The 21,778-nt window shown below is 65.3% G+C and carries 20 protein-coding genes; 7 read left to right on the top strand and 13 right to left on the bottom strand.

The window, feature by feature from the left end:
- Window positions 1-59: 59 nt before the first annotated feature.
- From kdpC to QFZ41_RS10585, 7 genes are all read right to left on the bottom strand, one after another.
- Window positions 60-635 carry a potassium-transporting ATPase subunit KdpC gene (gene kdpC, locus QFZ41_RS10615; RefSeq protein ID WP_429198743.1) on the bottom strand — a complete coding sequence of 192 codons (576 nt, stop codon included), beginning with the start codon at window positions 633-635 and terminating at the stop codon, window positions 60-62.
- A 12-nt stretch (window positions 636-647) separates the two neighbouring features.
- Window positions 648-1,454: a TorF family putative porin gene (locus tag QFZ41_RS10610; protein WP_429198742.1), complete on the bottom strand. Its 807-nt coding sequence runs from the start codon at window positions 1,452-1,454 to the stop codon at window positions 648-650.
- 28 nt (window positions 1,455-1,482) lie between these two features.
- A complete protein-coding gene (locus QFZ41_RS10605) occupies window positions 1,483-1,668 on the bottom strand; it encodes a hypothetical protein (RefSeq protein WP_429198741.1) in 186 nt (61 codons plus the stop codon).
- Window positions 1,669-1,681: 13 nt separating this feature from the next.
- Window positions 1,682-3,754 carry a potassium-transporting ATPase subunit KdpB gene (gene kdpB, locus QFZ41_RS10600; RefSeq protein ID WP_429198740.1) on the bottom strand — a complete coding sequence of 691 codons (2,073 nt, stop codon included), beginning with the start codon at window positions 3,752-3,754 and terminating at the stop codon, window positions 1,682-1,684.
- Window positions 3,755-3,757: 3 nt separating this feature from the next.
- Window positions 3,758-5,566 (bottom strand): potassium-transporting ATPase subunit KdpA, encoded by a 1,809-nt coding sequence (gene kdpA, locus QFZ41_RS10595; protein ID WP_429198739.1) that lies wholly within the window; start codon window positions 5,564-5,566, stop codon window positions 3,758-3,760.
- Window positions 5,563-5,655 carry a K(+)-transporting ATPase subunit F gene (gene kdpF, locus QFZ41_RS10590; protein ID WP_429198738.1) on the bottom strand — a complete coding sequence of 31 codons (93 nt, stop codon included), beginning with the start codon at window positions 5,653-5,655 and terminating at the stop codon, window positions 5,563-5,565. The genes kdpA and kdpF overlap by 4 nt, the downstream gene beginning before the upstream one ends.
- Before the next feature lie 438 nt (window positions 5,656-6,093).
- Window positions 6,094-7,704 (bottom strand): S53 family peptidase, encoded by a 1,611-nt coding sequence (locus tag QFZ41_RS10585; protein WP_429198737.1) that lies wholly within the window; start codon window positions 7,702-7,704, stop codon window positions 6,094-6,096.
- Window positions 7,705-8,018: 314 nt separating this feature from the next.
- On the opposite strand from QFZ41_RS10585, the gene QFZ41_RS10580 reads away from it, so the two are divergent.
- The gene (locus tag QFZ41_RS10580; RefSeq protein ID WP_429198736.1) at window positions 8,019-8,921 is read left to right on the top strand and encodes a LysR substrate-binding domain-containing protein; all 903 of its coding nucleotides are present in this window, start codon (window positions 8,019-8,021) and stop codon (window positions 8,919-8,921) included.
- Window positions 8,922-8,932: 11 nt separating this feature from the next.
- On the opposite strand, the gene QFZ41_RS10575 is transcribed toward QFZ41_RS10580, so the two are convergent.
- The gene (locus QFZ41_RS10575; protein ID WP_429198735.1) at window positions 8,933-9,964 is read right to left on the bottom strand and encodes a L,D-transpeptidase; all 1,032 of its coding nucleotides are present in this window, start codon (window positions 9,962-9,964) and stop codon (window positions 8,933-8,935) included.
- Between the two features lie 145 nt (window positions 9,965-10,109).
- On the opposite strand from QFZ41_RS10575, the gene QFZ41_RS10570 reads away from it, so the two are divergent.
- From QFZ41_RS10570 to QFZ41_RS10560, 3 genes are read left to right on the top strand one after another with little or no spacing between them, the layout of a single operon-like run.
- Window positions 10,110-10,769, top strand: a complete 660-nt coding sequence (locus QFZ41_RS10570; protein WP_429198734.1) for a glutathione S-transferase family protein — start codon at window positions 10,110-10,112, stop codon at window positions 10,767-10,769.
- A 15-nt stretch (window positions 10,770-10,784) separates the two neighbouring features.
- Window positions 10,785-11,492 (top strand): DUF899 family protein, encoded by a 708-nt coding sequence (locus QFZ41_RS10565; RefSeq protein WP_429198733.1) that lies wholly within the window; start codon window positions 10,785-10,787, stop codon window positions 11,490-11,492.
- Window positions 11,493-11,547: 55 nt separating this feature from the next.
- Entirely contained in the window at window positions 11,548-12,162 is a 615-nt protein-coding gene (locus QFZ41_RS10560) for a helix-turn-helix transcriptional regulator (protein ID WP_429198732.1), read from the top strand.
- Between the two features lie 11 nt (window positions 12,163-12,173).
- On the opposite strand, the gene QFZ41_RS10555 is transcribed toward QFZ41_RS10560, so the two are convergent.
- From QFZ41_RS10555 to QFZ41_RS10545, 3 genes are all read right to left on the bottom strand, one after another.
- Window positions 12,174-12,440, bottom strand: coding sequence for a DksA/TraR family C4-type zinc finger protein (locus QFZ41_RS10555; protein WP_429198731.1), 267 nt, complete (start codon window positions 12,438-12,440; stop codon window positions 12,174-12,176).
- 73 nt (window positions 12,441-12,513) lie between these two features.
- Window positions 12,514-13,980, bottom strand: coding sequence for an alpha-L-fucosidase (locus QFZ41_RS10550; RefSeq protein ID WP_429198730.1), 1,467 nt, complete (start codon window positions 13,978-13,980; stop codon window positions 12,514-12,516).
- A gap of 92 nt (window positions 13,981-14,072) precedes the next feature.
- Entirely contained in the window at window positions 14,073-14,552 is a 480-nt protein-coding gene (locus tag QFZ41_RS10545; protein ID WP_429198729.1) for a VOC family protein, read from the bottom strand.
- Between the two features lie 125 nt (window positions 14,553-14,677).
- On the opposite strand from QFZ41_RS10545, the gene QFZ41_RS10540 reads away from it, so the two are divergent.
- Window positions 14,678-16,255: a DHA2 family efflux MFS transporter permease subunit gene (locus QFZ41_RS10540; protein WP_429198728.1), complete on the top strand. Its 1,578-nt coding sequence runs from the start codon at window positions 14,678-14,680 to the stop codon at window positions 16,253-16,255.
- On the opposite strand, the gene QFZ41_RS10535 is transcribed toward QFZ41_RS10540, so the two are convergent.
- Complete coding sequence (locus tag QFZ41_RS10535) at window positions 16,230-17,168, bottom strand: fimbrial protein (RefSeq protein ID WP_429198727.1); 939 nt, start codon at window positions 17,166-17,168, stop codon at window positions 16,230-16,232. The genes QFZ41_RS10540 and QFZ41_RS10535 overlap by 26 nt on opposite strands.
- Window positions 17,169-17,305: 137 nt before the next feature.
- On the opposite strand from QFZ41_RS10535, the gene ligD reads away from it, so the two are divergent.
- Window positions 17,306-19,858 carry a DNA ligase D gene (ligD, locus tag QFZ41_RS10530; protein WP_429198726.1) on the top strand — a complete coding sequence of 851 codons (2,553 nt, stop codon included), beginning with the start codon at window positions 17,306-17,308 and terminating at the stop codon, window positions 19,856-19,858.
- A 48-nt stretch (window positions 19,859-19,906) separates the two neighbouring features.
- The gene (locus QFZ41_RS10525; protein ID WP_429198725.1) at window positions 19,907-20,803 is read left to right on the top strand and encodes an acyltransferase; all 897 of its coding nucleotides are present in this window, start codon (window positions 19,907-19,909) and stop codon (window positions 20,801-20,803) included.
- A 147-nt stretch (window positions 20,804-20,950) separates the two neighbouring features.
- On the opposite strand, the gene bla is transcribed toward QFZ41_RS10525, so the two are convergent.
- Window positions 20,951-21,754 carry a subclass B3 metallo-beta-lactamase gene (gene bla / locus QFZ41_RS10520; protein WP_429198724.1) on the bottom strand — a complete coding sequence of 268 codons (804 nt, stop codon included), beginning with the start codon at window positions 21,752-21,754 and terminating at the stop codon, window positions 20,951-20,953.
- Window positions 21,755-21,778: the final 24 nt, after the last annotated feature.

The following is a 21,778-nucleotide window of genomic DNA, read 5'->3' as shown; positions in this document are numbered from 1 at the left end:
CCGCGCGCTTGTGGTTCCCACCCGTTTGCGGCTCGCAGCGGAAGCGGCGCCCGCTGACATCAGGGCGCCATGCGGTCCAGGGCCAGGTTCAATGCCAGCACGTTGACGCGCGGTTCGCCGAGCACGCCGAACTGGCGGCCTTGCGTGTTGGCTGCCACCAGCTCGCGGACCTTGCCTGGGTCGAGGTTTCGCATGTGCGCGACGCGGGCGACCTGGTATTCGGCGGCGGCCGGACTGATTTCGGGATCGAGGCCGCTGCCTGATGCGGTGACCAGGTCGACGGGAACGGCGGAGTCGTTCGAGGGATCGACCTGCTTCAGCGCGTCGATTCGCTGCTTCACGGCATCGGTGAGGGCGGGGTTGGTCGGGCCCTGGTTTGAGCCCGACGACGAGGCGCCGTTGTTCGGATTGGGCGCCGTGGCCGAGGGGCGGCCCCAGAAGTACCGGGGTTCGGAGAACGCCTGGCCGATGAGCGTCGAGCCGACCGTCTTGCCGTCCTTCTCGATCAAGCTGCCGTTGGCCTTGGCGTGGAACATCGCCTGGGCCAGGCCGGTGGCCGCCAGCGGGTACAGGATGCCGGTGAGCACCGTCATGGCGATGAAGAGTACGACGCACTGCCTGATGAGTTTTTTCATGACCTTGCCCTCTTAGAACGTGCCCTGGAACATGACGAAGCCACGTGTCCCGCCGACGTCGCGTGTGTCGCTGGCGTTCACGAAGCTGGACACACGGTGATAGAACACGTCATCCGTGGCGTGGGTCACGCCACCGCTCACTGACCAGTGTGCGGCGAACTGATACTTGATCGTTGCCGAGTAATCGCTATAGCTCGCGTCACGCGCTCCATTGGACAGCGGCGTGGCCAGCTTCGCGGTGTAGTGGGTATGTCCCGCGTGCAGCGCCAACGACCAGGTATCGGACAGCGGAAACGTGCCATCCAGTTGGAGGTATCCCGTCCCCCGCGTATCGCCGTCATAGCCCTGCTCCTTATCCGCGGCGAAATAGTCCGTCAGCGACCGGTTGTACTTCAGGGTGAACTGGCGCCACGTCAGCGCGGCGTTGGCTTCGGCCGTGTTGAACGAGCGCGAGCGGAGACCGGCCTCGTCGAGGTCCGCACCCGGATACACATAGCCGTACAGGCCGACCCGCCAGGACCAGTCGGCGTCGATGGGGCGGCCGAAACTGGCGTAGAGATCCAGCTCCATGGAACCACCGGGATAGCTCTTGTCGCTGATGCTGGATGCCCAGGTGCCCGCCGCGAATCCATTGGGGTTCGTGTAGTCGGCGCCACCCTGGATCGCGGGATGGCCCCAGGTCTGGGTCAAGCCGCGGAACATGTAATCCGAAACCATCGCCACGTTGCCGGTCACCGGCGAGGCGTCCTGGGCCTGTGCGATCGAACCAAGACTGAGGAAGGAGAGAGCCACCGAGGCGGCCAAGGAGACGATCTTCATGGGAATGCTCTAGCTATGAGGTGACGAATCAGATGCCGGCGTAGCCGCCAAGGGCGTAGTCGTCTTCGATGGGAGGGTGTGCGACGGCCACCGCGCGCGGTGGCAGCGGCGTGACGTTGCTTGCGACGTGCTCGGCATGGGGGACCACGACCCGGACTTCCATGTCCAGGTCGCCGGTGTCTTCAATGAGAACGGTGAGCTTTACGGAATGCATGGGTGACCTCGGTTCAAGCCAGTCCGAACAGGACCAGCAACATGTCGATCAACTTGATGCCGATGAACGGAACCACGATGCCGCCCAAGCCATAGACCAGGAGATTGCGGCGCAGCAGCGCGCCTGCGCCCAGCGCGCGGTAAGCGACGCCTTTCAAGGCCAGGGGAATGAGGAAGATGATGATCAGCGCGTTGAAGATCACGGCCGACAAGATGGCGCTCTGCGGCGTGGCCAGGTGCATCACGTTGAGCGCGTTCAAGGCCGGGTAGGTCGTGGCGAACGCGGCCGGGATGATCGCGAAGTACTTGGCGATATCGTTCGCGATGGAGAACGTCGTCAGCGAACCGCGCGTGATCAGCATCTGCTTGCCGATGCCCACGATCTCGATCAACTTGGTCGGATTCGAATCCAGGTCGACCATGTTGCCGGCTTCCTTGGCCGCCTGCGTGCCGCTGTTCATCGCCACGGCGACGTCGGCCTGGGCCAGGGCGGGCGCATCGTTGGTGCCGTCGCCACACATCGCCACCAGGCGGTTCTCCGCCTGCATGTCGCGGATGTACTTGAGCTTCGCTTCGGGCGTCGCCTCGGCGAGGAAGTCGTCGACGCCTGCCTCGGCCGCGATGGCGGCGGCGGTCAAGGGGTTGTCGCCGGTGATCATCACCGTGCGGATGCCCATCTTGCGCATCTCGGCGAAACGCTCCTTGATGCCATCCTTGACGATGTCCTTGAGTTCGACGACACCGAGGGTCAGCGACCCGTCGACCACGATGAGCGGCGTCGCGCCCCGGCGTGCGACATCCTCGGCCATGCGCTTGACCAGCGGCGGCAGGTGGCTGTCCTGCGATTCCAGGTAACGCTCGACCGCGTCCATCGCGCCCTTGCGGATGTGCCGTGCGCCGACATCGACGCCACTCATCCTGGTCTGCGCGGTGAACGGCACGAACTCGGCGCGTGCGTCGATTGCCCGGCGCTCGCGTCCACCGAAGCGTTTCGCTGCCAGCGTCACGATGCTGCGGCCTTCCGGTGTCTCGTCGGCGTGCGAGGCGAGTTCGGCGGCCTCGGCGAGTTCACGCTCCTCGATCCCGGGCGCCGCGTGGAAGGCGACAGCCTGGCGGTTACCGAGCGTGATCGTTCCGGTCTTGTCGAGCAGGAGCACGTCCACGTCGCCTGCCGCTTCCACCGCGCGGCCGGACGTGGCGATGACGTTGGCACGGATCATCCGGTCCATGCCGGCGATGCCGATGGCCGAGAGCAAGGCACCGATGGTGGTTGGAATCAGGCACACCAGCAAGGCGATCAGCACGGTCAGCGTGATGGGATGGCCGATGCCCGCCGCCTGCACGCTGTAGATGGAGTACGGCAACAGGGTGGCGCAGGCGAGCAGGAAGATCAGCGTGAACTTGGCCAGCAGGATCGTCAGCGCGATCTCGTTCGGCGTCTTGCGCCGCGATGCGCCTTCCACCATCGAGATCATGCGATCGAGGAAGCTCTCGCCGGGGTTGCTGGTGATCCGCATGACGATCCAGTCGGACAGCACCCGGGTGCCGCCGGTCACGGCGCTGCGATCACCGCCCGATTCGCGGATCACCGGCGCGGATTCTCCGGTGATGGCGCTTTCGTCGACGCTTGCCGCGCCGACCACGATCTCGCCGTCGCCGGGCACGATGTCGCCCGCTTCCACGAGCACGAAATGACCGGCGCGCAGTTCGCTCGATGGCGTGAATACGATCGCCGCGTCGCGATCGGCACGTGGCAGCTTCTTCGCGGCCACGTCGCGGCGCGAGCCCCGCAGCGCATCGGCCTGGGCCTTGCCGCGACCTTCGGCCAGGGCTTCGGCGAAGTTCGCGAAGAGCAGCGTGAACCAGAGCCACAGGCTCACCCAGAAGATGAACCCCGTGGGGGCTTCACCGTGTCCCGCCAATGCCTGCACCCACAGGAGCGTGGTCAGGACACTGCACACGAAGACGACGAACATCACCGGATTGCGGAACTGGAGGCGCGGCGAGAGCTTGATGAAGGCGTCGCCGAGGGCGCGCGTCACCAGGGCGCGATCGAGACCGCGTCTGGTCGTGGTTGGATGATTCATGGATCAGTGCCCCGTGGCGGACATCAATTGCTCGGCGATCGGCCCGAGGGCGAGCGCCGGAAGGAAGGTGAGTGCACCGACGACGATGACGACGCTCGCGAGCAGCACCACGAACAGTGGTGTATGCGTCGGCAGCGTTCCGGCGGATTCAGGCACGTGACGCTTAGCCGCCAACGAGCCCGCCATCGCCAGCATCGCGATCGCCAGTGGGTACCGTGCGAAGTACATGCAGATGGCCAGCAGTACGTTCCAGAACGGCGTATTCGCCGAAAGTCCGCCGAACGCGCTGCCGTTGTTGTTCGAGGCGGAACTCACCGCGTAGAGGATCTCGCTGAACCCATGCGCGCCGGGATTGGCGACGCCGGCGACACCGGCAGGCGTCATCACGGCGATGGTGGTGCAGATCACCACCAGGGCGCAAGGCAGGAGCACGGCCAGGCTGGCCATCTTCATCTCGTGCGCCTCGATCTTCTTGCCCAGGTATTCCGGCGTGCGGCCGACCATCAGGCCCGCGATGAAGACCGCGACGACGGCGAAGGCCAGCATGCCGTACAAGCCGGAACCCACGCCGCCGAAGATGACCTCGCCCAGTTGCATCAGCCACATCGGCACGAGGCCGCCCAGCGGCGTCAGCGAGTCGTGCATGGCATTGACCGCACCGCACGATGCGGCCGTGGTGATCGCGGCGAACAATCCCGACGACACGATGCCGAAGCGCGTCTCCTTGCCCTCCATGTTGCCGCCACTTTGCAGCGCCGAGGCGTGCGCATCGACGGCCAGCCCGTGCAGCGCCGGATTGCCTGCCTGTTCCGCCGCGACGAGCCCGAAGGTCAAGGGCACGAAGATCACCAGCATCGTCGCGAGCAATGCCCACCCTTGCCGGCGATCGCCCACCATCGCCCCGAACGTATAGCAAAGGCCGGCGGGGATCAGGAAGATCGCCAGCATCTCGATGAAATTGGAGAACGGTGTCGGATTCTCGTAAGGGTGCGCCGAATTGGCGTTGAAGAAGCCGCCGCCGTTGGTCCCCAGCATCTTGATCGCGATCTGCGACGCGGCGGGACCCATCGGAAGCACCTGTTCTTGCGTCGAGACGTGCCTGACCACCGGCTTGCCGGCCGCATCCATCACGGGGTTGCCGTCCGCGTTCTTGACCGGCTCGTCATACGCCGTGGCCTGCACCGTGGTGGCATGCTCATAGGGACGCACGTTCTGCACGACGCCTTGCGACACGAGCAGCAGAGTGATGAGCAGCGACAGGGGAAGCAGGATGTAAAGGGTGGTCCGGGTCAGATCGACCCAGAAATTGCCCAGCACCTTCACGCCCCGGCGTGAGAATCCGCGGATGACGGCGATGAGCACGGCGATGCCCGTCGCTGCCGAGAGGAAGTTCTGCACGGCCAGGCCTATCGCCTGGGTGAGGTAGCTCATGGTCGACTCGCCGCCATAACCCTGCCAGTTGGTGTTGCTGGCAAAGCTGACGGCCGTATTCATCGCTGAATCCGGCGTGATCGCACCGAAATGCTCCGGGTTGAGCGGCAGCCATTGCTGCACGCGCTGAAGCATGTAGACGGCGATCATGCCCACGACGTTGAACAGCAGCATGGCGAGCGCGTACTTCTTCCAGCCCATCTCCTCGCCGGGCTCGACGCCGGCAAGGCGATAGACGAGCCGCTCGATGCGACCGCCGAAGCGCGTGACCTTGTTCGGCCCTTCCGCGAAGACGAGCGCCATGTAGCTACCCATCGGCTTGACCAGGAGCAGCAGCACGGCGAGATAGACGACGATCTGGATGCCATCGTTCGCGCTCATTCGAACCACTCCGGCTTGAGCAGCGCGACCAGCAGGTAGCCGGCAAGCGCCACGGCTATCAATCCGGCGAGAAGGTAGGAAAGATTCATGTCGGCACCCTCACCGGCGACCGAGCCGGTCGCAGATCATGAGGAAGCCGATGGTCGCCGCGGTCAGCACGACGATCAGGAGCACGTAGAGGATTTCCACAGGTTCATCCAGGTGAGGAGAGCTGCGGAATTATCGAAATCGCCGGATATCTTCGGTGTAAGGCTCAGACTGGCCCGCGTAAATTCAGCGTAAATTCCTGCGCGCCGAGGTCATTCGAAAAGGAAAAGCCCATGTGGGAGCCGACCCTGTCGGCGATGGGTGCTTGCCTCAACCTGGCCCGCTGCCGCGGGATCGCCGACAAGGTCGGCTCCCACCAGGTTGCTGTTACCTCGCCCGCTGCCGCGGGATCGCCGACAGGGTCGGCTCCCACCAAAACATAAAAAAGCGGGGCGCCGCTTGTGCGTGCGCCCCGCCGATATCGCGACTCCCTGCTGTGTTTACAGGTTGCTGTAGAGGTTGCTCACGATGGCGCTGCCGAAGCCGCTCGCGTAATCCCAGCCTGCCGCCGCCGTCTCGCCGCCGTTACTGCCGGAGGTGATGTCGTGGTAGACGGTGGTCGGCACCTGGTACAGATGAGGAGCGGCGAAGCCGAGCGTGGGATGGCCCGCGAGCATGCGTGCCCAGGTGGCGGCGAACAGCGGTGCGGACAGGCTAGTCCCGCCGTACTGAGCGTTGCTCCCGTTGACGATGATAATCGAACCCGAGTTCGGGTCGGCATCGAACGCCACGTCGGCGACGTCACGCGTGGTGCCCGTGCCCTTCGTCTGCCAGCTCGGCTTCGGCTCCACGGTGCTCGGGCTGCCGCCGGCATCGGCCCACAACGTCTCGCCCACCCAGCTGTTGCTGGTGCCGGTGCTCAACGTCGTGCCACTGACGGCCACCACGTAAGGCGAACTGGCGGGATAGCTCGGCGTCGTGCCGCGCGGCGCCTTGGTGCATTCGTTGGAACCGGAGTCACCCGTGGAGACGGAGAAGGTCTGTCCCTGTGAAACACCCAGCGCGAAGATCTGGTCGTCGGCCGCCATCGAACCGTCGTTGTAGGCGCTGGTTTCGCATTCGCCCAACGACACGTTGATGACGCTGGCCTGGTTGTCGCTCACCGCCTGGTTGTATGCGGCGGTCAACGCGCTGTTGCTCAGGGAGTTCGCCGTGTAGAAGATGAGCTTGCCCACGCCGCCCGACATGCCCACGATATCCTGGCTGTCGAGATCCCATTCCGGTGTACCACTGGTGTCGGTGCCGGCCGTTCCGACCACGACCACCTGGGTATTCACTGCGGGCAGTCCATTGGCGGTGGTGAAGCTGGTCAGGTCCTTCAGCGGTTGGGTCATGTTGCCGTCGCTGATGATGCCCACGGTGACGGTCGCCGCCGTCGGCGTGCTGCCGACGTTGTAGATGGTCGGAAACGTGGTCGGGTTGTGACCGGTGACGCCTGTGGTCGCCTTGGTGCCGATGCGGTCCGCCGGCTTGATCATGGTGTGTGCATGGTTCACCGTCTGCAAACCGACGACGGCGAGCACCGTGTCACCGAGGGCAGCGGGCACCTTGGCGTCGTCGATGTTGGCGTAGGCGGCACGGCCTTCGGCATCCTGCGCCTTGACCAGACGCGTCGCGAAGGCCGCCTGCGCGGCACCCGCGTTGCCATCCGCCGAGACGACCAGCTTGTTGCCAGAGACACTGATGTTGCTGAAGCCGGCCTTGCTGAGGTACGCGACCAGGGCCTGCACCTGGCCATCGCTCGGCGAGAACATGGCGACCGCGTCCGCTGGTTGCAGCTTTGCATGGAACATCGGGCTGGAGGGGTTGTGAGCCGATGCGATGAAGTCATCGAGCGCGGAGCGGTTCTGCACTTTCAACACCACTTCGACATGAACCGGCGTGGCGGCGTCCGCCAGGTCGGCGGTGTTCGCCGTCGCGGCAAGTTCATGTGCGCGCGTCGCGGTCGCAGCCCATGCCGTCGCCGCCCCCGCGGCCATGGCGGGCGCACATACGAACGCAGCCAGTACCGCACCCACCGCCACACATAGCGAGGCTTTCTTCATCTGCATGAAACGTCTCTCCCGTAAGCTGAGCCGAATCCCGTTCGGGACATGTGGTTCCGATGACATCGTCACCGGACGCAGGCAGCTCGGCCCCTTGTCATTCCGTTTTCTTCCCCCCCGCGCGAACTCCGTTTCAACGACAAAGCACCGCTCCCCGCATCGACGCTAGCACAGTGAATCGGCGCGACCGCATCAGGAAAATTCCTGTTCGTAGTGCATTCGTTCATTCGAATTTTCTTGCGCGGCGCGCTTCTTTGACGTGTCTTGGTTTTTCCCGAAAAAGCCGTGTATAACCGCAGGTATTTGCGGCAGGCGCAACGATGAACATCACCCTCGACGAAATCCAGAACTTCATCGCGGTGGTCGATACCGGCTCCATCACCGGGGCTGCGCAACAATTGGAGCAGACCGTCTCCGCCGCCAGCCGCTCGCTGGGAAGGCTGGAGCAGAAGCTCAAGACCACGTTGCTTCGCCGCACCACGCGACGCCTCGAACTGACGGATGAAGGCGAGGCTTTCCTCGAACGCGCGCGTGACATCGTCGCGGCGGTGGAGAATGCGGAAGAGCAGATGGCGGCACGCCGTGGCCGCCCCGCCGGGCGCCTTCGCATCGACGCGGCGTCGCCCTTCATGCTGCACGTGGTGGTACCGTTGATCGCGGGATACCGCGAACGCTTCCCCGACGTGGAACTCGAACTGCACAGCAGCGAAGGCTACATCGATCTGCTGGAGCGCCGCACCGACGTCGCCTTGCGCATCGGGAGGCTGAAGGATTCCACGCTGCATGCGCGGCCTATCGGCACGAGCCAGGTGCGTTGCCTCGCCAGCCCGGCTTACCTCGCGAAGCATGGCAGGCCGCGCAAGGTAGCGGACCTGCGCAAGCATGCGTTGCTCGGTTTCACCGAACCCGAATCACTCAACGAGTGGCCGCTACTGGACGAGAACGGGCAGCGCGTGCGTATCAAGCCGACCATCGGCTCGTCCAGCGGCGAAACGCTGCGCCAGCTCGCGCTCGAAGGCAACGGTATCGTCTGCCTGTCCGACTTCATGACGCGCGGCGACCGCGAAGCGGGGACCCTGGTACCCGTGTTGTCCAAGCACATCGCCGAGCTTCGTCAGCCGATCAACGCGGTGTACTACCGCAACACGGCCATCTCCGCGCGTATCGCCTCGTTCGTCACCTATCTTGCCGAGGCGATCGGGGAACAGGGGTTCGATCGCTGAAGACCTCGCCGTCAGACGCCGGGCGGGTTCGAGTCGATCACCTGCACTTTTGGTCCCGTACTCGCGGGCTGGATGCTCTCGTCGGTCGCCAGTAGCACCGAGCCCGGCGAGAGCAAGGGCAGTACCTTCTCCATGAACTCCCTCGGCACGGCCACGCGGTCCACGAGCGCCTCGTCCACCACCTTGCCCGCTTCATCGCCGTGGCCCGGGATGCCGATCGTGATCCAGTTCGGCATGCGCAGGCCCGACCGCTGCGGCGCGTCGGGCATGTAGCCAGAGGCTACGATGAAGGCATGCGTGCCCGCCAGGGGATCGCGCACCTGTACCTGGCTGCGGCCGATCTCTATGCCATTCCGGAAGACGATCACGCGGCCGTCGGCCACGCTGAGCACCATGGAGATGGGCCCGGTCGGCGAGGCTTCCGGTGTCCATCGGTAGAGCTGTCCGTTGGCAAGCGGTTCGAGGTGGAGGTCGGCGCCATTGCGCGGGTCGATGGGAATGACGGCGGTAGGGTGCACCACGGTCACCGGCGCCGTGCCTTCCTCGGCCACCACGACGGTCATGCCCATGTTCGTTGCATCGAAGAGCAGCTTCGCGAACTCGGTCGGCATGTGCACGCAACCGTGGGATTCCGGATAACCCGGAAGTCCGCCCGCATGAAGGGCCACGCCGTCCCAGGTCAGGCGCTGCTGGTATGGCATGGGGGCGTTGTCGTAGTTCTTGGAACGGTGATCCTTGTCCTTCTGCAGGATCGTGAACACGCCCGTCGGCGTTTCGTGGCCCTTCTTACCGGTGCTGACCGTGGTCACGCCGATGAGGATCCCGTTGCGGTACGCGTAAGCCTTCTGTTCGGTGAGGCTCACGATCACCGCCATCGGGCCGGGGGAAGCGCCACGTCCACCCCATATCCATTCACCGGGCTTCAAGGCCGAAGGCGGGGTATCGGCCGGACTCGATTGCTTCGCACCCCAGATGGGCACACTGGCCATGGCCGACGATGCGAGGGTAAGGGACAGCGCGAGGCCGGCGAGCAGGCGTTTCATGGGCGGCTCCTGATCCAGAGGACACGAGGTTAATCGGAGCCGGGGCAGCCATGCGAGTACGGATCGTTCGCGATTTGGCTGTCATGTCGAAATCGGGCTTGCCCGTTCGACGAAAGGGAAAGCCTCCCACGGACCAGGTGCACCGATGACCCTGAAGCTCTATGCCCACCCGTTCTCATCCTACTGCCAGAAAGCGCTGGTGGCCCTCTACGAGAACGGCACGCCGTTCGAGTGGAAGCTCCTTTCGCCGGAGCACCCCGAGACTTACGCGGAGTTCGCGGAACTTTGGCCGCTGAAGCGGTTTCCGGTCCTGGTCGATGGCCATCGCACCATCACCGAGGCGAGCACCATCATCGAGTACCTGGACCTCTACCACTCCGGCCCGGCGCCGATGCTGCCCGACGATCGCAAGGCGGCGCTCGAGGTTCGCAACATGGACCGCTTCTTCGACAACTACGTATCGACGCCGCAGCAGCGAATCGTCTTCGACGCCTTGCGCCCCGAGGGCAAGCATGACGCGCATGGCGTGGCCGAAGCGCGCGGGATGCTCGAAACCGCTTATGCCTGGCTGGACCGGCACATGGAAGGGCGCGAGTGGGCCGCCGGCGATCGCTTCAGCCTCGCCGACTGCGGGGCCGCGCCGTTTCTCTTCTATGCCGACTGGACCCACGCGATCGACCCGGGCTTCACCCGTGTGCACGCGTACCGCCGGCGCCTGCTGGCCCGCCCCTCGTTTGCCCGCGCCGTCGACGAGGCTCGCGTCTACCGTCCGTTCTTCCCGCTGGGCGCACCCGACCGCGATTGACCGCAGGAGATCGACATGACCGACACCACCCTCGTATCCGCCGCGGAGCTAGCCGCGCGCAACACGTTCCGCATGCCGAACGAAAGTGCCGAATACCGCGCGGCACGTAACGCCTTGCTCGCCGAGGAAATCGAACTGCGCCGGCATATCGAGCGGGTGGCCGTGCAGCGCCGGTCGTTGCCACCCGGCGGCGAGGTGCGCGGCAATTACCGCTTCATCGGGCAGCATGGCCCGCTCGATTTCCCGGCGCTGTTCGGCGACAAGAACACCCTGGTCACATATAGCTGGATGTTCGGCCCGCAACGCGAGCGGCCCTGCCCGATGTGCACTTCCCTGCTCAGCGCCTGGGATGGCGAGGCGCGCGACATCGAGCAGAACGTGGCCCTGGCCGTTATTTCGCGCTCGCCTTACGAGCGCATGCAGGCGTTCGCGCGCGAACGCGGGTGGCGGCACCTGAAGCTCTATTCGGACGCCAACGGTGAGTTCAGCCGCGACTACCACGCGATCGGCAAGGACGGTGGCGACGAGCCCGCGTTCAACGTCTACACCCGGCGCGACGGCGTGATCCGCCATTTCTGGGCCGGTGAAATGGGCTTCGAAACGGCCGATCCCGGCGAAGACCCGCGTGGCGCGCCCGACCTCATGCCGCTGTGGACGGTGATCGACTGCACGCCGGAAGGGCGCAAGCCCACGTGGTATCCGAGCCTGGACTATCCAGGCTGACGACACAAAACGTCCAGGCTGGACTTGGTGTATCGGCACGGGGATCATGCCGTGCATGGCCGATCACCTTTCCACCTTCGTTCCGGTCGCCGATGCGATCGCCGCCTTGCTCCGTCCGCATGCGGAGGTGGTGATCCACGACCTGGCGACCGGCACCATCCGTCACATAGCCAATCGCCTGTCCCGCCGGGAACCCGGCGATGCGTCGCTGACCGACGCCGACGGCGTGATCACGCTGGAACAGCCCGTCATCGGTCCCTATGCGAAGAAAAACGGAGATGGCCGGTCGCTCAAGTCGGTCACGGCCGTCGTGCGCGACGGCCGGCGCAAGCCCGTCGGGCTGCTCTGCATCAATCTCGATGTGAGCATGTTCGAGGCCCTGCACTCGGTTTCGCGGGAATTCCTTCGCTTCGCGGACACCAGTGAGCGTCTCCCGGCGCTGTTTCACGGCGATTGGCGCGAGGAGATCAACGAGGTCGTGGGCCAGTTCCTCGTCGACCGCGGCACCACGCTCGCCGCGATGAGCCTCGCCGATCGCGAAGCGGTCGTCGCCGCGTTGGAATCGCGTGGCCTCTTCGACGTGCGCAATGCCGTCGCGTATATCACCCAGCTCCTGGGCCTGTCCCGCGCGACCTTGTACAAGACGTTGAAGGTGGTGCGCGCGGGCTGATGAGCCCGCGCTCACCGCAGCTGGCTGTCCTTGCTGCCGCGCCGGTTGTAGCCCGTGAACGCCGCTTCTTCACGGTCGGCCGTTTCCTGGCACGCCACGCACAAGCGCACGCCTGGTACCGCCTTGCGGCGGGCCTCGGGAATCGGCTTGTCGCATTCTTCGCAGCGCTCCAGGCTCGGCCCCTTCGCAAGCCGGCTGCGCGCGCGCTTCACCGCGTCGTCCACGGTGGCGTCGATCTGGTCCTGCACGGCGGTATCGCCCGCCCATCCGGTTGCCATGGCCCACCTCCCGGCGCGTTGGCTCAGGTACACCGATATGGTGACAAGTCGTTGGTTTTAAAGGCGTGAAACGTCAGCCCGCCGCCCTCGGTTCGTCGTACAGACCGAACTCCGTGATGCCGGGTTGCCTGCCCGCGACGCTGAGCCTGACCCGCTTCGCCGTCGTCCGCGCCACCTCATGGAACTGGTAGTGCGCGGGTTTCGTTCCCGACACCACTTCCACCCAGGCACCGTCGCGTTCGACTTCCACCTTGTACGAGGCGATGCGGTTGGTGTCGCCATAGTCCTGATCGTGCAAAGGCTCCACGATCGACAGGGTATTGAACGACACCGGTGCATCGAAACGCACTTCGATCCAGCCCTCGTTCTTCCCGCGGTCGGCGAGCCAGTAGGAGCGGAAGTTGTCGTCGAATGCCTGGTCCGGGCCCACGGCCTCGTCACTCGCACTGGCCCATGCGGGTTTGCCTGCGGCGAGGTCCGGCGTGGTGATCGTCACGGATCGGCCGATCTTCGCCGCGGGGCCCTCGTTCTTCCACAGCGTGCCGATCTCGGCAAGGCGCGCGACGGCGTTGTCGTCGAAACGGCCGTCGCGGTTCGGCGCCACGTTGAGGATGAGGTTGCAGTGGTTGTCGTTGAACGGCTTCAGCCACTCGTCGACGATGGTCTTCGCGGAAGCGAGTTCGGAGGTGGGGTAGGCCTTCTTCCAGAACCAGTCGCTCTGCAAGGTCGTGCCCGATTGCGAAGGCACCGGGCTGTCCGCCGGGATCTTCTGCCCGGCGTGCTGCTCGTATTGCTTGATGTCGGTGTAGTAGAGCGCCGTGCCGGGATAGCTGCCCGCGTTATGGTCGGTGAGCAGGCAGTCCGGCTGAAGGGACTTCACCAGATCGTAGATCTCGCGATACGGCAGTTCGGCGTACGAGATGCGTGACCATGAGGCATTCCATCCGTCGAGGATCAGCGCCGTGAGCGGGCCATAGTTCGTCAACAACTCCGTGATCTGCGCCTTGATCAACGCGATTTTCTCCGGCGTGACCGTGCGCGCACGAATGTCCTGGCGCAGGTCGAGGATGGAGAAATACAGGCACACCTTGAGTCCCGCCTTGCGGAACGAATCCACGTAGCGGCGCACCACGTCGTGCGGGTACGAGGACTGCATGACATTGGCACTGCCCGTGCGGGTCGGCCACAGGCAGAAGCCGTCATGGTGCTTGGTGGTGAGGCATGCGTAGCCCATGTTGGCGGACTTCGCGGCGCGCGCCCACTGGTCGGTGTCCAGGTGCTTCGGGTTGAACAGCTTCGGCGAAAGCGTGGGGTCGCCCCACTCCCGCTCCTCGAACGTCGCCAGGTTCAGGTGGATGAACATGCCGAAGCGGAGGTCGAGGAAGCCTTGCTGCAAGGCCTGGAGTCGGTCCGGATCCACCGCCACGCCATGCGTCGCCAGGGGTGAAGGCGTTGCCGCCATCGTACGTACGGCAGGCCAGAGGCCGCTGCTGAAGGCGCCGGCGGCGGCCAGCGCCTTCGCGAACTCACGTCGATTCAATGGACCCGCTCCCGGCTGGTGTGACGTTCGACTCTCGCCGCGCGGCCGGCTCATGTCAACGCGACCACGTCACACCCCGGGCATGCACGGGATCAGGTCGCCGCCGCTTCCATGGCAGCGATGTCGAGCTTCTTCATGTGCATGAGCGCGGCCACGGAGCCGGGGTTTTGCGCCAGGACGTCGATGTTCTCCGGGACGATCTGCCACGACAGACCGTACTTGTCCTTCAGCCAGCCACAAGCCTGCGCATCCGGGTCGCCGCCCGCCGAGAGCTTCTCCCAGAAATGGTCGATCTCGGCCTGGTCGCGGCAGCGGACCACGAGGGAGAGCGCCGGAGTGAACGTGAACTCCGGGCCGCCGTTGAGCGCGGTGATGGGCTGGCCGTCCAGTTCGAAAGCGACCGTCATCACCGATCCTTCCGGCCGGCCCGCGGCCGCCGACACTTCCCTGGAATAACGGGTGGTGCCGATCACCCGCGAGTTCGGGAAGATCGAAACGTAGTACCGGGCGGCTTCCTCGGCCTGGGTGTCGAACCATAGGAAGGGCGTGATGCGCTGGAATCGGTCGGACATGGGATGCTCCCTTTCGGAGGATTGAGGTCTTTCACACACTTCGTCGAACGGCGATATACCAAATCGACAAGGCAGAGCTCGCGCGGTCCAAGGCATCGCCCCCGCCGACGCGCTAGTCTCCCGCCATGACCATCGTTGCCCCCCAACCCGGCCACCCCACGGCCAGTGACGAAGCCGTCGATTGCGGGGACGCCGCGCGCCGCTGGACCCTGGTCGCCGCCATTGTCGGCTCGGGCATGGCCTTCGTCGACGGCACCATCGTCAACGTCGCCTTGCCAGCCATACAGAAAGCTCTGGACGCCACGACGGCGGATGCGCAATGGGTGATGGAAGCCTACGCACTGCTGCTGTCCGCCCTGCTCCTCGTTGGCGGCGTGCTCGGCGACCGCTTCGGACGCCGCCGTGTGTTCATGATCGGCACCGTGGTATTCACCCTGGCATCGTTGCTCTGCGCGATGGCGCCGAACGTGGCCGCCCTGATCGGCGGGCGGGCGATCCAGGGCTTCGGCGCGGCCCTGCTGGTACCCGGCAGCCTCGCCCTCATCAGCAGCGCTTTCCCGAAGGAGCGCCGGGGTGCCGCGATCGGTACATGGTCGGCCTTCAGCGGTATCACTGCGGCGGCGGGGCCTGTGCTTGGCGGGTACCTCGTCGAACATGTGTCCTGGCACTGGGCGTTCCTGATCAACCTGCCACTGGGCATCGCGCTCGTGGCGATCTGCCGGTGGCGGGTGCCTGAAAGCCGGGGCGCGCCCGCGAGCAGCCAGCTCGATGTCGTCGGCGCCACGCTGGCGACCGTGGGCTTGGCGGGCATCGTCTTCGCGTTGATCGAAGGGCCCTTGCGCGGATGGTCGGCACCGTCGGTCGCCAGCGCCGCGAGTGTCGGCCTGGCGGCACTGGTCGCCTTCATCGGCGTGGAGCGGCGCACATCCGCACCCATGCTTCCACTGCACCTGTTTCGCAACCGTGATTTCTCGGCGGCCAACGTGCTCACCCTGCTGCTTTATGCGGCGCTCGGCGGCAGCCTGTTCTTCGTTCCGCTCAACCTGATCCAGGTACAGGGCTACGGCGCGACGGGCGCGGGCGCTTCCCTGTTGCCCGTGATCGTGATCATGTTCGCCCTGTCGCGATGGACCGGCCAGTTGGTCGACCGCGTGGGTGCGCGCCTGCCGCTAATGGTCGGGCCCGTCGTGGCCGCCGCCGGCTTCGTCCTGTACGCCTTGCCGGGTGTCGGGGCCAGCTACTGGACGACATTTTTTCCGGCGAGTTGCGTGCTCGGCCTGGGCATGAGCATCGTCGTCGCCCCACTCACCACCACCGTGATGAATGCCCTGGACCCGTCGCTCGCGGGCACCGCCTCGGGCGTCAACAACGCCGTCTCGCGAACCGCCGGCTTGCTTGCGATCGCGGTGTTCGGCGTCGTGCTTACCGGGGTGTTCAATACCACGCTGGATACGCGGCTGGCGGCATTGCACCTGGACGAGGGCATCGTGCGAGGCATCCTCGCGCAACGGGCCAAGCTGGCCGGCATCGAGGTAGCGAACGCCGACGCACAGCGTGTCGTCGGAGAAGCCTTCGTCGCCGGCTTCCGCGCCGTCATGCTGCTCTCCGCCGGACTCTCCGTACTCTCGGCGCTGGTGGCGGTGGTTGGCCTGGATCGAGCTACCGTCAAGTCAAGGCTCAACGGTAGGCGACGTTCACCGTAATGCTGGTATTCGCCGAGCCGGGAGCGAGCGGTTTTCCGGTCGTCCGGTAGCGGGCCCGGAAGCCGTAGCTCCGGCCTTCCCGCACCGCGCTCAGGACGAGCGGAGCCGTGCTGTTGGGAATGGCCTGGACATCGGGTTCGTCGCTCCGGAGTTCCACCGCGACACCCGTCGCGGCACCGCTGCCGGTGAGCTTGAAGAGCGAGGCGTCCGTTTCATCGGCCGCGCCGGTGAACGTCAGCAGGATCTGCGTGGCATGGGTGCAACCGGTGGAAACGAGTTGTTGTGTGGCCCAATGGCTGCTGCCCGCGGTGGCGAGCGTGCCGCCATCGACTTTGTCCAGTGCGAAGAGCAACCGTCGAGAGGCAAAGGCGCAGGTGGGCCGCTGGGGTTCCACGCGCGCATCGAGCAGATCGACGCGTACCTGGTCCGCATCGTCGAAACCCGCATGGGCCAGGCGGCCGGCCTTCAGCGCGCCGCCCTGGACTATCGGACCGGTCTTGATGAGCTGGACGGTGAAATGAGCGTTGACCAGTCGTTCCTTGGCGGTCCACCCGCTCCAGTCGTTTTGCGGGACCCATGCGGCGCCCGTGCCGTTATGGAACTGGATTCGTACGCCGACACCGGCGATGTTGGTGTCCTGGATGTGTTCGCCCAGCGCGCTCGGCACCCTGAAATTCCCGAGGCTCGAGGTACGGCTCAGCTTGGTGCATAAAAATTCGGGCGAGTCCCAACCGGCAGAAGCACGTTCCGCCAGGACGGTCAGCGGCGGCGCATCGGCGGGAACCTGGATGAGGCCGAAGGAAACCCGTTGCGGGGCATCCTGCGCCGGATGTTTCCAGCAACCGGCGCGGGACGAAACGGACGCGAACGATATGAGGGCGGCGATACACCAGGGCATGAGACGCGAAGGCATGGTCGGGGCATCCGGAAAGGTCTGCCGAGTCTGCTCCCGCCTGCGCGCCGATCCCATACGACAAGTCTGAAAAGGCGATGACAGCGCAAGAAGACGATTGCACGGCGCGTTCACCCGGCCTCCCCAACCATCGGCGCATGAGCCTTCAGGACTACCGCCGCAAGCGAAACTTCGCGAAGACCCGCGAACCCGCGCCGGACGATTCCGCCACGGGGAGTGGCAGGGCGATCTTCGTCGTGCAGTTGCACCACGCCTCGCGCCGCCATTTCGACTTCCGCCTCCAGGTGGGCGACGTGCTGCGCAGTTGGGCGGTACCCAAGGGTCCCAGTTACGATCCCAAGGTGAAGCGGCTCGCCGTGGAGGTGGAAGACCACCCCGTGTCCTACGCGAATTTCGAGGGCGATATCGAGGAGGGTTACGGCAAGGGCCATGTCGACCTGTTCGACCGCGGCGTGTGGGCGACGCATGGCGATGCCGAGGCGCAGATCCGCAAGGGCCATCTCACCTTCGAATTGTTCGGCGAGCGGCTCAAGGGCGAATGGCATCTCGTGCGTGGCGCGAAGAAGGAGCGGCAGCCCGCATGGTTCCTGATCAAGGCCGACGACGCCTATGCGGGCGACGTGGAAGCCGACGATCTGCTCGACGCGAAGATGCGCGAGAGCACGCGCCGCGCGGCCACCACGCCGGGGCTTCGTGCCGCGGCGAAGAAATCCACTTCACGCAAGAAGGCGCCACCGAAGGCCCGCAAGGTCTCGGCGGCCACCCTGGCCAAGGCGGCCGCCGCTCTGGATGGAGCCCGCAAGGCAAGAGCCAGCAATGAATTCTTTGCCCCGCAACTCGCCCGACTTCGCGAGGCACCGCCGCAGGGTGACGGCTGGCTGCATGAAGTGAAGTGGGACGGCTACCGCATACTCACCGGCATGGCCAAGGGCAAGGCCATGCTCTGGTCGCGCAATGCCCTGCCCTGGAACGACCGCGTCCCGGAAATCGTGGGCGCCATCGAAAGCCTCGGGCTCGACAGCTTGCGCCTCGACGGCGAACTGATCGCGCTCGACGCGCAGGGGCGCAGCGACTTCAACGCCTTGCAACGCACCTTGTCCGGTGAAGCGCAGGCGCCGCTGGTGTACATGTTGTTCGACCTGCCCTACCTCGAAGGTTACGACCTCACTCGCGTCGGTCTTTCCGATCGCAAGGCCCTGCTCGAACGGCTGCTCGCGCATGCACCACCCCACCTCGCCTATAGCGGACACAACGTGGGCCATGGGGATGACGTGTTCGCCATGGCGATGGAACAGAGACTCGAAGGCATCATCTCCAAGCGCGTGGACGGCGGTTACCATGCGGGACGCGGCGACGACTGGCAGAAGATCAAGCGCCTGGAAAGCGACGAGTTCGCCGTGGTCGGCTACACGCCGGCGAAAGGTTCCCGGCTGGCTTTCGGCTCATTGCTGCTGGCACGCCCCGATGCGCATGGCGGCTGGACTTATGCGGGCCGTGTCGGCACCGGTTTCACCGATGAGATGCTGCGCTCGCTGGGCGAAACCCTGACCAGGGGCGGGACGAAAAAACCCACCGTGAAGATCGATCAGGTCGATCCCACCTTGCGCGGCGCGCTGTGGGTTCCCCCGACGGCGGTCGCGGAGGTCTACTACCGCGGCATAGGCAACCAGAACCTGCTGCGCCAGCCGAGCCTGAAGACACTGCGCGTGGATAAATCGCCGGCCGACCTGCGCGATTCCGATCGCGCGGCGCCGAAGTCCGCCAAAAAAAAAGCCAAGGCCAAGGCCGGGCAGGCTTCCGCCAAGGCAAGCGCCGATGCGATCGTCATCACCCATCCCGATCGCATCGTCTTCCCCGACGACGGCATCACCAAGCAGGACGTGGTGGACTATTACCGGGCCGTCATGCCATGGATGCTTCCGGCGATCGCCGACCGGCCCACGTCGACCATCCGTTGTCCGGGCGGCATCGGATCGCCGTGCTTCTTCCAGAAGCATGTGATGGCGGGACTGGAACATGTCGGCACGGCGAAGCTGAAAGAAGAAACCGGCGCGCAAGCGGTGTATCTGTACCCGCGCGACGAGGCCGGCCTGATCGAACTCGTGCAGTTCGGCGCGGTGGAGTTCCATCCCTGGGGCTCCCATGTCGATTCGCCCGACCTCGCCGACCGGGTGGTCTTCGACCTCGACCCCGGCGATGACGTGGATTGGGGCCGGGTCGTCGCGGCGGCACGCATGGTGCGCGGGTTCCTCGACCAACTCGGGCTCGTGTCCTTCTTGCGCACCACCGGCGGCAAGGGACTGCATGTGGTCGTTCCGCTCAACCCCGGTGCCGACTGGGCGACGGTGAAAACCTTTGCCCGCGGCTTCGCCGAATCCATGGCCGCGCTACATCCACTGGAATTCGTCGCGACCGCGACCAAGCGTTTCCGGCGCGGGAAGATCTACGTGGACTACCTGCGCAATGGGCGTGGGGCCACGGCGGTGGCGTCGTATTCCCTACGGTCACGCCCGGGAGCGCCGGTGGCGGTGCCCTTGCGCTGGGAGGAACTGGGCAAGGTCAAATCCGGCAACGCGTTCGATCTTCGCAGCGTCCCGAAGCGGCTGGCGCGCCTGAAGAAGGATCCCTGGGACGGGATAGACAAGGTCCGCCAGGACCTCGCCTCGGTGAACGAGAAGCTGGGCGCCTGATGCGCCGCGCCCTGTAGACTCGGGCACTCCACCCCCACCTGCCCGTCCATGTTCGCAAAACTTCCCGTCTTCCTGCGCGTCCCTCTCGCCTGCACCTTGCTGTTCATCAGCACGGTGTGCCACGTGCTGCCGCTGCTCGTCATGACGGCACTGCGCCTGATCATGCCGCTGGCCTCCGTGCGCCGTGGCATCGGTGCCGTGCTGGTGTGGATCGCCGAGAGCTGGCTGGGTTTCAACGGCTGGCTGTTCGGTGCGTTCACGCGCACCCGCTGGCATGTCGAAGGCATGGAAGGGCTGGGCCCGCGTGAGAATTATCTTGTGGTGTGCAACCACCAGAGCTGGGTCGACATCCCCTCGTTGCAGAAGATCTTCAACCGTCGCATTCCCTTCATGCGCTTCTTCCTGAAGAGCGAACTCATCTGGGTGCCCCTGCTCGGTCCGGCGTGGTGGGCCCTCGATTTTCCTTTCATGAAGCGCCATTCGCGCCAGCAACTGGAAGCCCGGCCCGAATTGCGCGGCAAGGATCGCGAAGCCACCCGCCGCGCCTGCGACAAGTTCCGCCACCTGCCGGTGTCGATCATGAACTTCACCGAAGGCACGCGCTTCACGCAGGCCAAGCACGACGCGCAGAAGTCACCGTACACTCATCTCCTGCGCCCGAAGGCGGGCGGCGTGGCGTTCGTGATCGACGCGATGGGTGACGCGATCCGTCATGTACTCGACGTCACCATCGTATACCCCGGCGGCCCGGGTACCATGATGGACATGATCGCCGGGCGCATTCGCGAGATCCGCATCCACATTCGCCGCCTGCCCATCCTGCCCTCGCTTCGCGGCGACTATGAAAACGATGAAGCCTTCCGCGAACGGTTCCAGGCATGGGTGAACCAGCTCTGGGCGGAGAAGGACGCCCGCATCGCCACGATGCTGGCGAAGCCCCTGTAGAAACAGGCATCGAAGACTTTGTAGGAGCCGGCCCTGTCGGCGATCCCGCGGCAGCGGGCAAGGTTACGGCAAGCTCCCATCGCCGACAGGGTCGGCTCCCACCTCGGATGCCTTCGGCAGAAATCAGCTTCAAGCGGATGCACGAGGTTATCGCCTGGCTTCCTCGGCGAGTTTTTCATCCAGTCGTTTACGGCCGGCTTCCGCGTAGGCCGCGCAGGTCTTCCCTTCACCCTGCGACGGATGCGGCGTGATCAGCATGTCGCAAGGCAGGGCCGCGACGCGTTCGAAGGTCTTGCGATACTCCGCCACGTACGACGGATGATCGCTATAGCGATAACCATCGGCGGAGAAGGCGAACAGGCTGTCGACATAGGCGATCGTCTTGCACGCCGTGCCTTCGCACGAGGTCCATGTCCACGCCGTACCGCCAGGCGTATGCCCGGGTGTGACGTGCGCCGTCAACGCCAACGGTCCCAGGCGCACCACCGTGCCATCGCCGATGTCACCCGTGGCGTTCACTTTTGCGTACAGCGGTGCCTCCCCGTGCTGCGGATCGGTGACGTCGTCACCGCCGAGCCGCATCTCCTTCGCGCCGGCCGCCGTGGCGCGCACGGTCGCCCCGCTGTCCTTCACGAACTGCGCGATGCCGCCGGCATGATCGAAGTGCGCGTGCGAGTTGAGCACGAGCTTGACGTCCTCGACGCGGAACCCGAGCTTGCGGATGTTCGCCTCGATGAGCGGGACGTTGTCGGCCATCGGCACGTCGATCAGCACATGACCCCGGGGCGACGTGACGAGGATGGCCGAGAGGCCCTTCGTGCCGACGTAATAGGTGTTGCCGTAGATCTTGTGCGGCGCCACGGGCGTGGTCCAGTCCCCGTTGTCGGCCGCAAGGGCGGGCAAGGCGGTGCAGGCGGCGAGAGCGGTGAGGGCGAGCAGAATGCGGCGCATGTGGAGTTCCCCTTGGAAGACGGG

Origin of the sequence: Luteibacter sp. W1I16 (assembly GCF_050434905.1) — a bacterium.
GTDB lineage: Bacteria > Pseudomonadota > Gammaproteobacteria > Xanthomonadales > Rhodanobacteraceae > Luteibacter.
The sequence above is the reverse complement of the archived record's forward strand: the minus strand, read 5'-3'. Positions and strand labels throughout refer to the sequence as shown.

Excerpts from the sequence above, each read along its gene's own strand:
- QFZ41_RS10605 (WP_429198741.1), bottom strand. The coding sequence starts at position 1,668 with ATGCATTCCGTAAAGCTCACCGTTCTCATTGAAGACACCGGCGACCTG.
- ligD (WP_429198726.1), top strand. The coding sequence starts at position 17,306 with ATGAGCCTTCAGGACTACCGCCGCAAGCGAAACTTCGCGAAGACCCGC.
- QFZ41_RS10580 (WP_429198736.1), top strand. The coding sequence starts at position 8,019 with ATGAACATCACCCTCGACGAAATCCAGAACTTCATCGCGGTGGTCGAT.
- kdpA (WP_429198739.1), bottom strand. The coding sequence starts at position 5,566 with ATGAGCGCGAACGATGGCATCCAGATCGTCGTCTATCTCGCCGTGCTG.
- QFZ41_RS10525 (WP_429198725.1), top strand. The coding sequence starts at position 19,907 with ATGTTCGCAAAACTTCCCGTCTTCCTGCGCGTCCCTCTCGCCTGCACC.
- QFZ41_RS10540 (WP_429198728.1), top strand. The coding sequence starts at position 14,678 with ATGACCATCGTTGCCCCCCAACCCGGCCACCCCACGGCCAGTGACGAA.
- QFZ41_RS10560 (WP_429198732.1), top strand. The coding sequence starts at position 11,548 with ATGGCCGATCACCTTTCCACCTTCGTTCCGGTCGCCGATGCGATCGCC.
- QFZ41_RS10575 (WP_429198735.1), bottom strand. The coding sequence starts at position 9,964 with ATGAAACGCCTGCTCGCCGGCCTCGCGCTGTCCCTTACCCTCGCATCG.
- QFZ41_RS10565 (WP_429198733.1), top strand. The coding sequence starts at position 10,785 with ATGACCGACACCACCCTCGTATCCGCCGCGGAGCTAGCCGCGCGCAAC.
- kdpC (WP_429198743.1), bottom strand. The coding sequence starts at position 635 with ATGAAAAAACTCATCAGGCAGTGCGTCGTACTCTTCATCGCCATGACG.
- QFZ41_RS10610 (WP_429198742.1), bottom strand. The coding sequence starts at position 1,454 with ATGAAGATCGTCTCCTTGGCCGCCTCGGTGGCTCTCTCCTTCCTCAGT.
- bla (WP_429198724.1), bottom strand. The coding sequence starts at position 21,754 with ATGCGCCGCATTCTGCTCGCCCTCACCGCTCTCGCCGCCTGCACCGCC.
- QFZ41_RS10555 (WP_429198731.1), bottom strand. The coding sequence starts at position 12,440 with ATGGCAACCGGATGGGCGGGCGATACCGCCGTGCAGGACCAGATCGAC.
- QFZ41_RS10570 (WP_429198734.1), top strand. The coding sequence starts at position 10,110 with ATGACCCTGAAGCTCTATGCCCACCCGTTCTCATCCTACTGCCAGAAA.
- QFZ41_RS10585 (WP_429198737.1), bottom strand. The coding sequence starts at position 7,704 with ATGCAGATGAAGAAAGCCTCGCTATGTGTGGCGGTGGGTGCGGTACTG.
- kdpF (WP_429198738.1), bottom strand. The coding sequence starts at position 5,655 with ATGAATCTTTCCTACCTTCTCGCCGGATTGATAGCCGTGGCGCTTGCC.
- kdpB (WP_429198740.1), bottom strand. The coding sequence starts at position 3,754 with ATGAATCATCCAACCACGACCAGACGCGGTCTCGATCGCGCCCTGGTG.
- QFZ41_RS10545 (WP_429198729.1), bottom strand. The coding sequence starts at position 14,552 with ATGTCCGACCGATTCCAGCGCATCACGCCCTTCCTATGGTTCGACACC.
- QFZ41_RS10535 (WP_429198727.1), bottom strand. The coding sequence starts at position 17,168 with ATGCCTTCGCGTCTCATGCCCTGGTGTATCGCCGCCCTCATATCGTTC.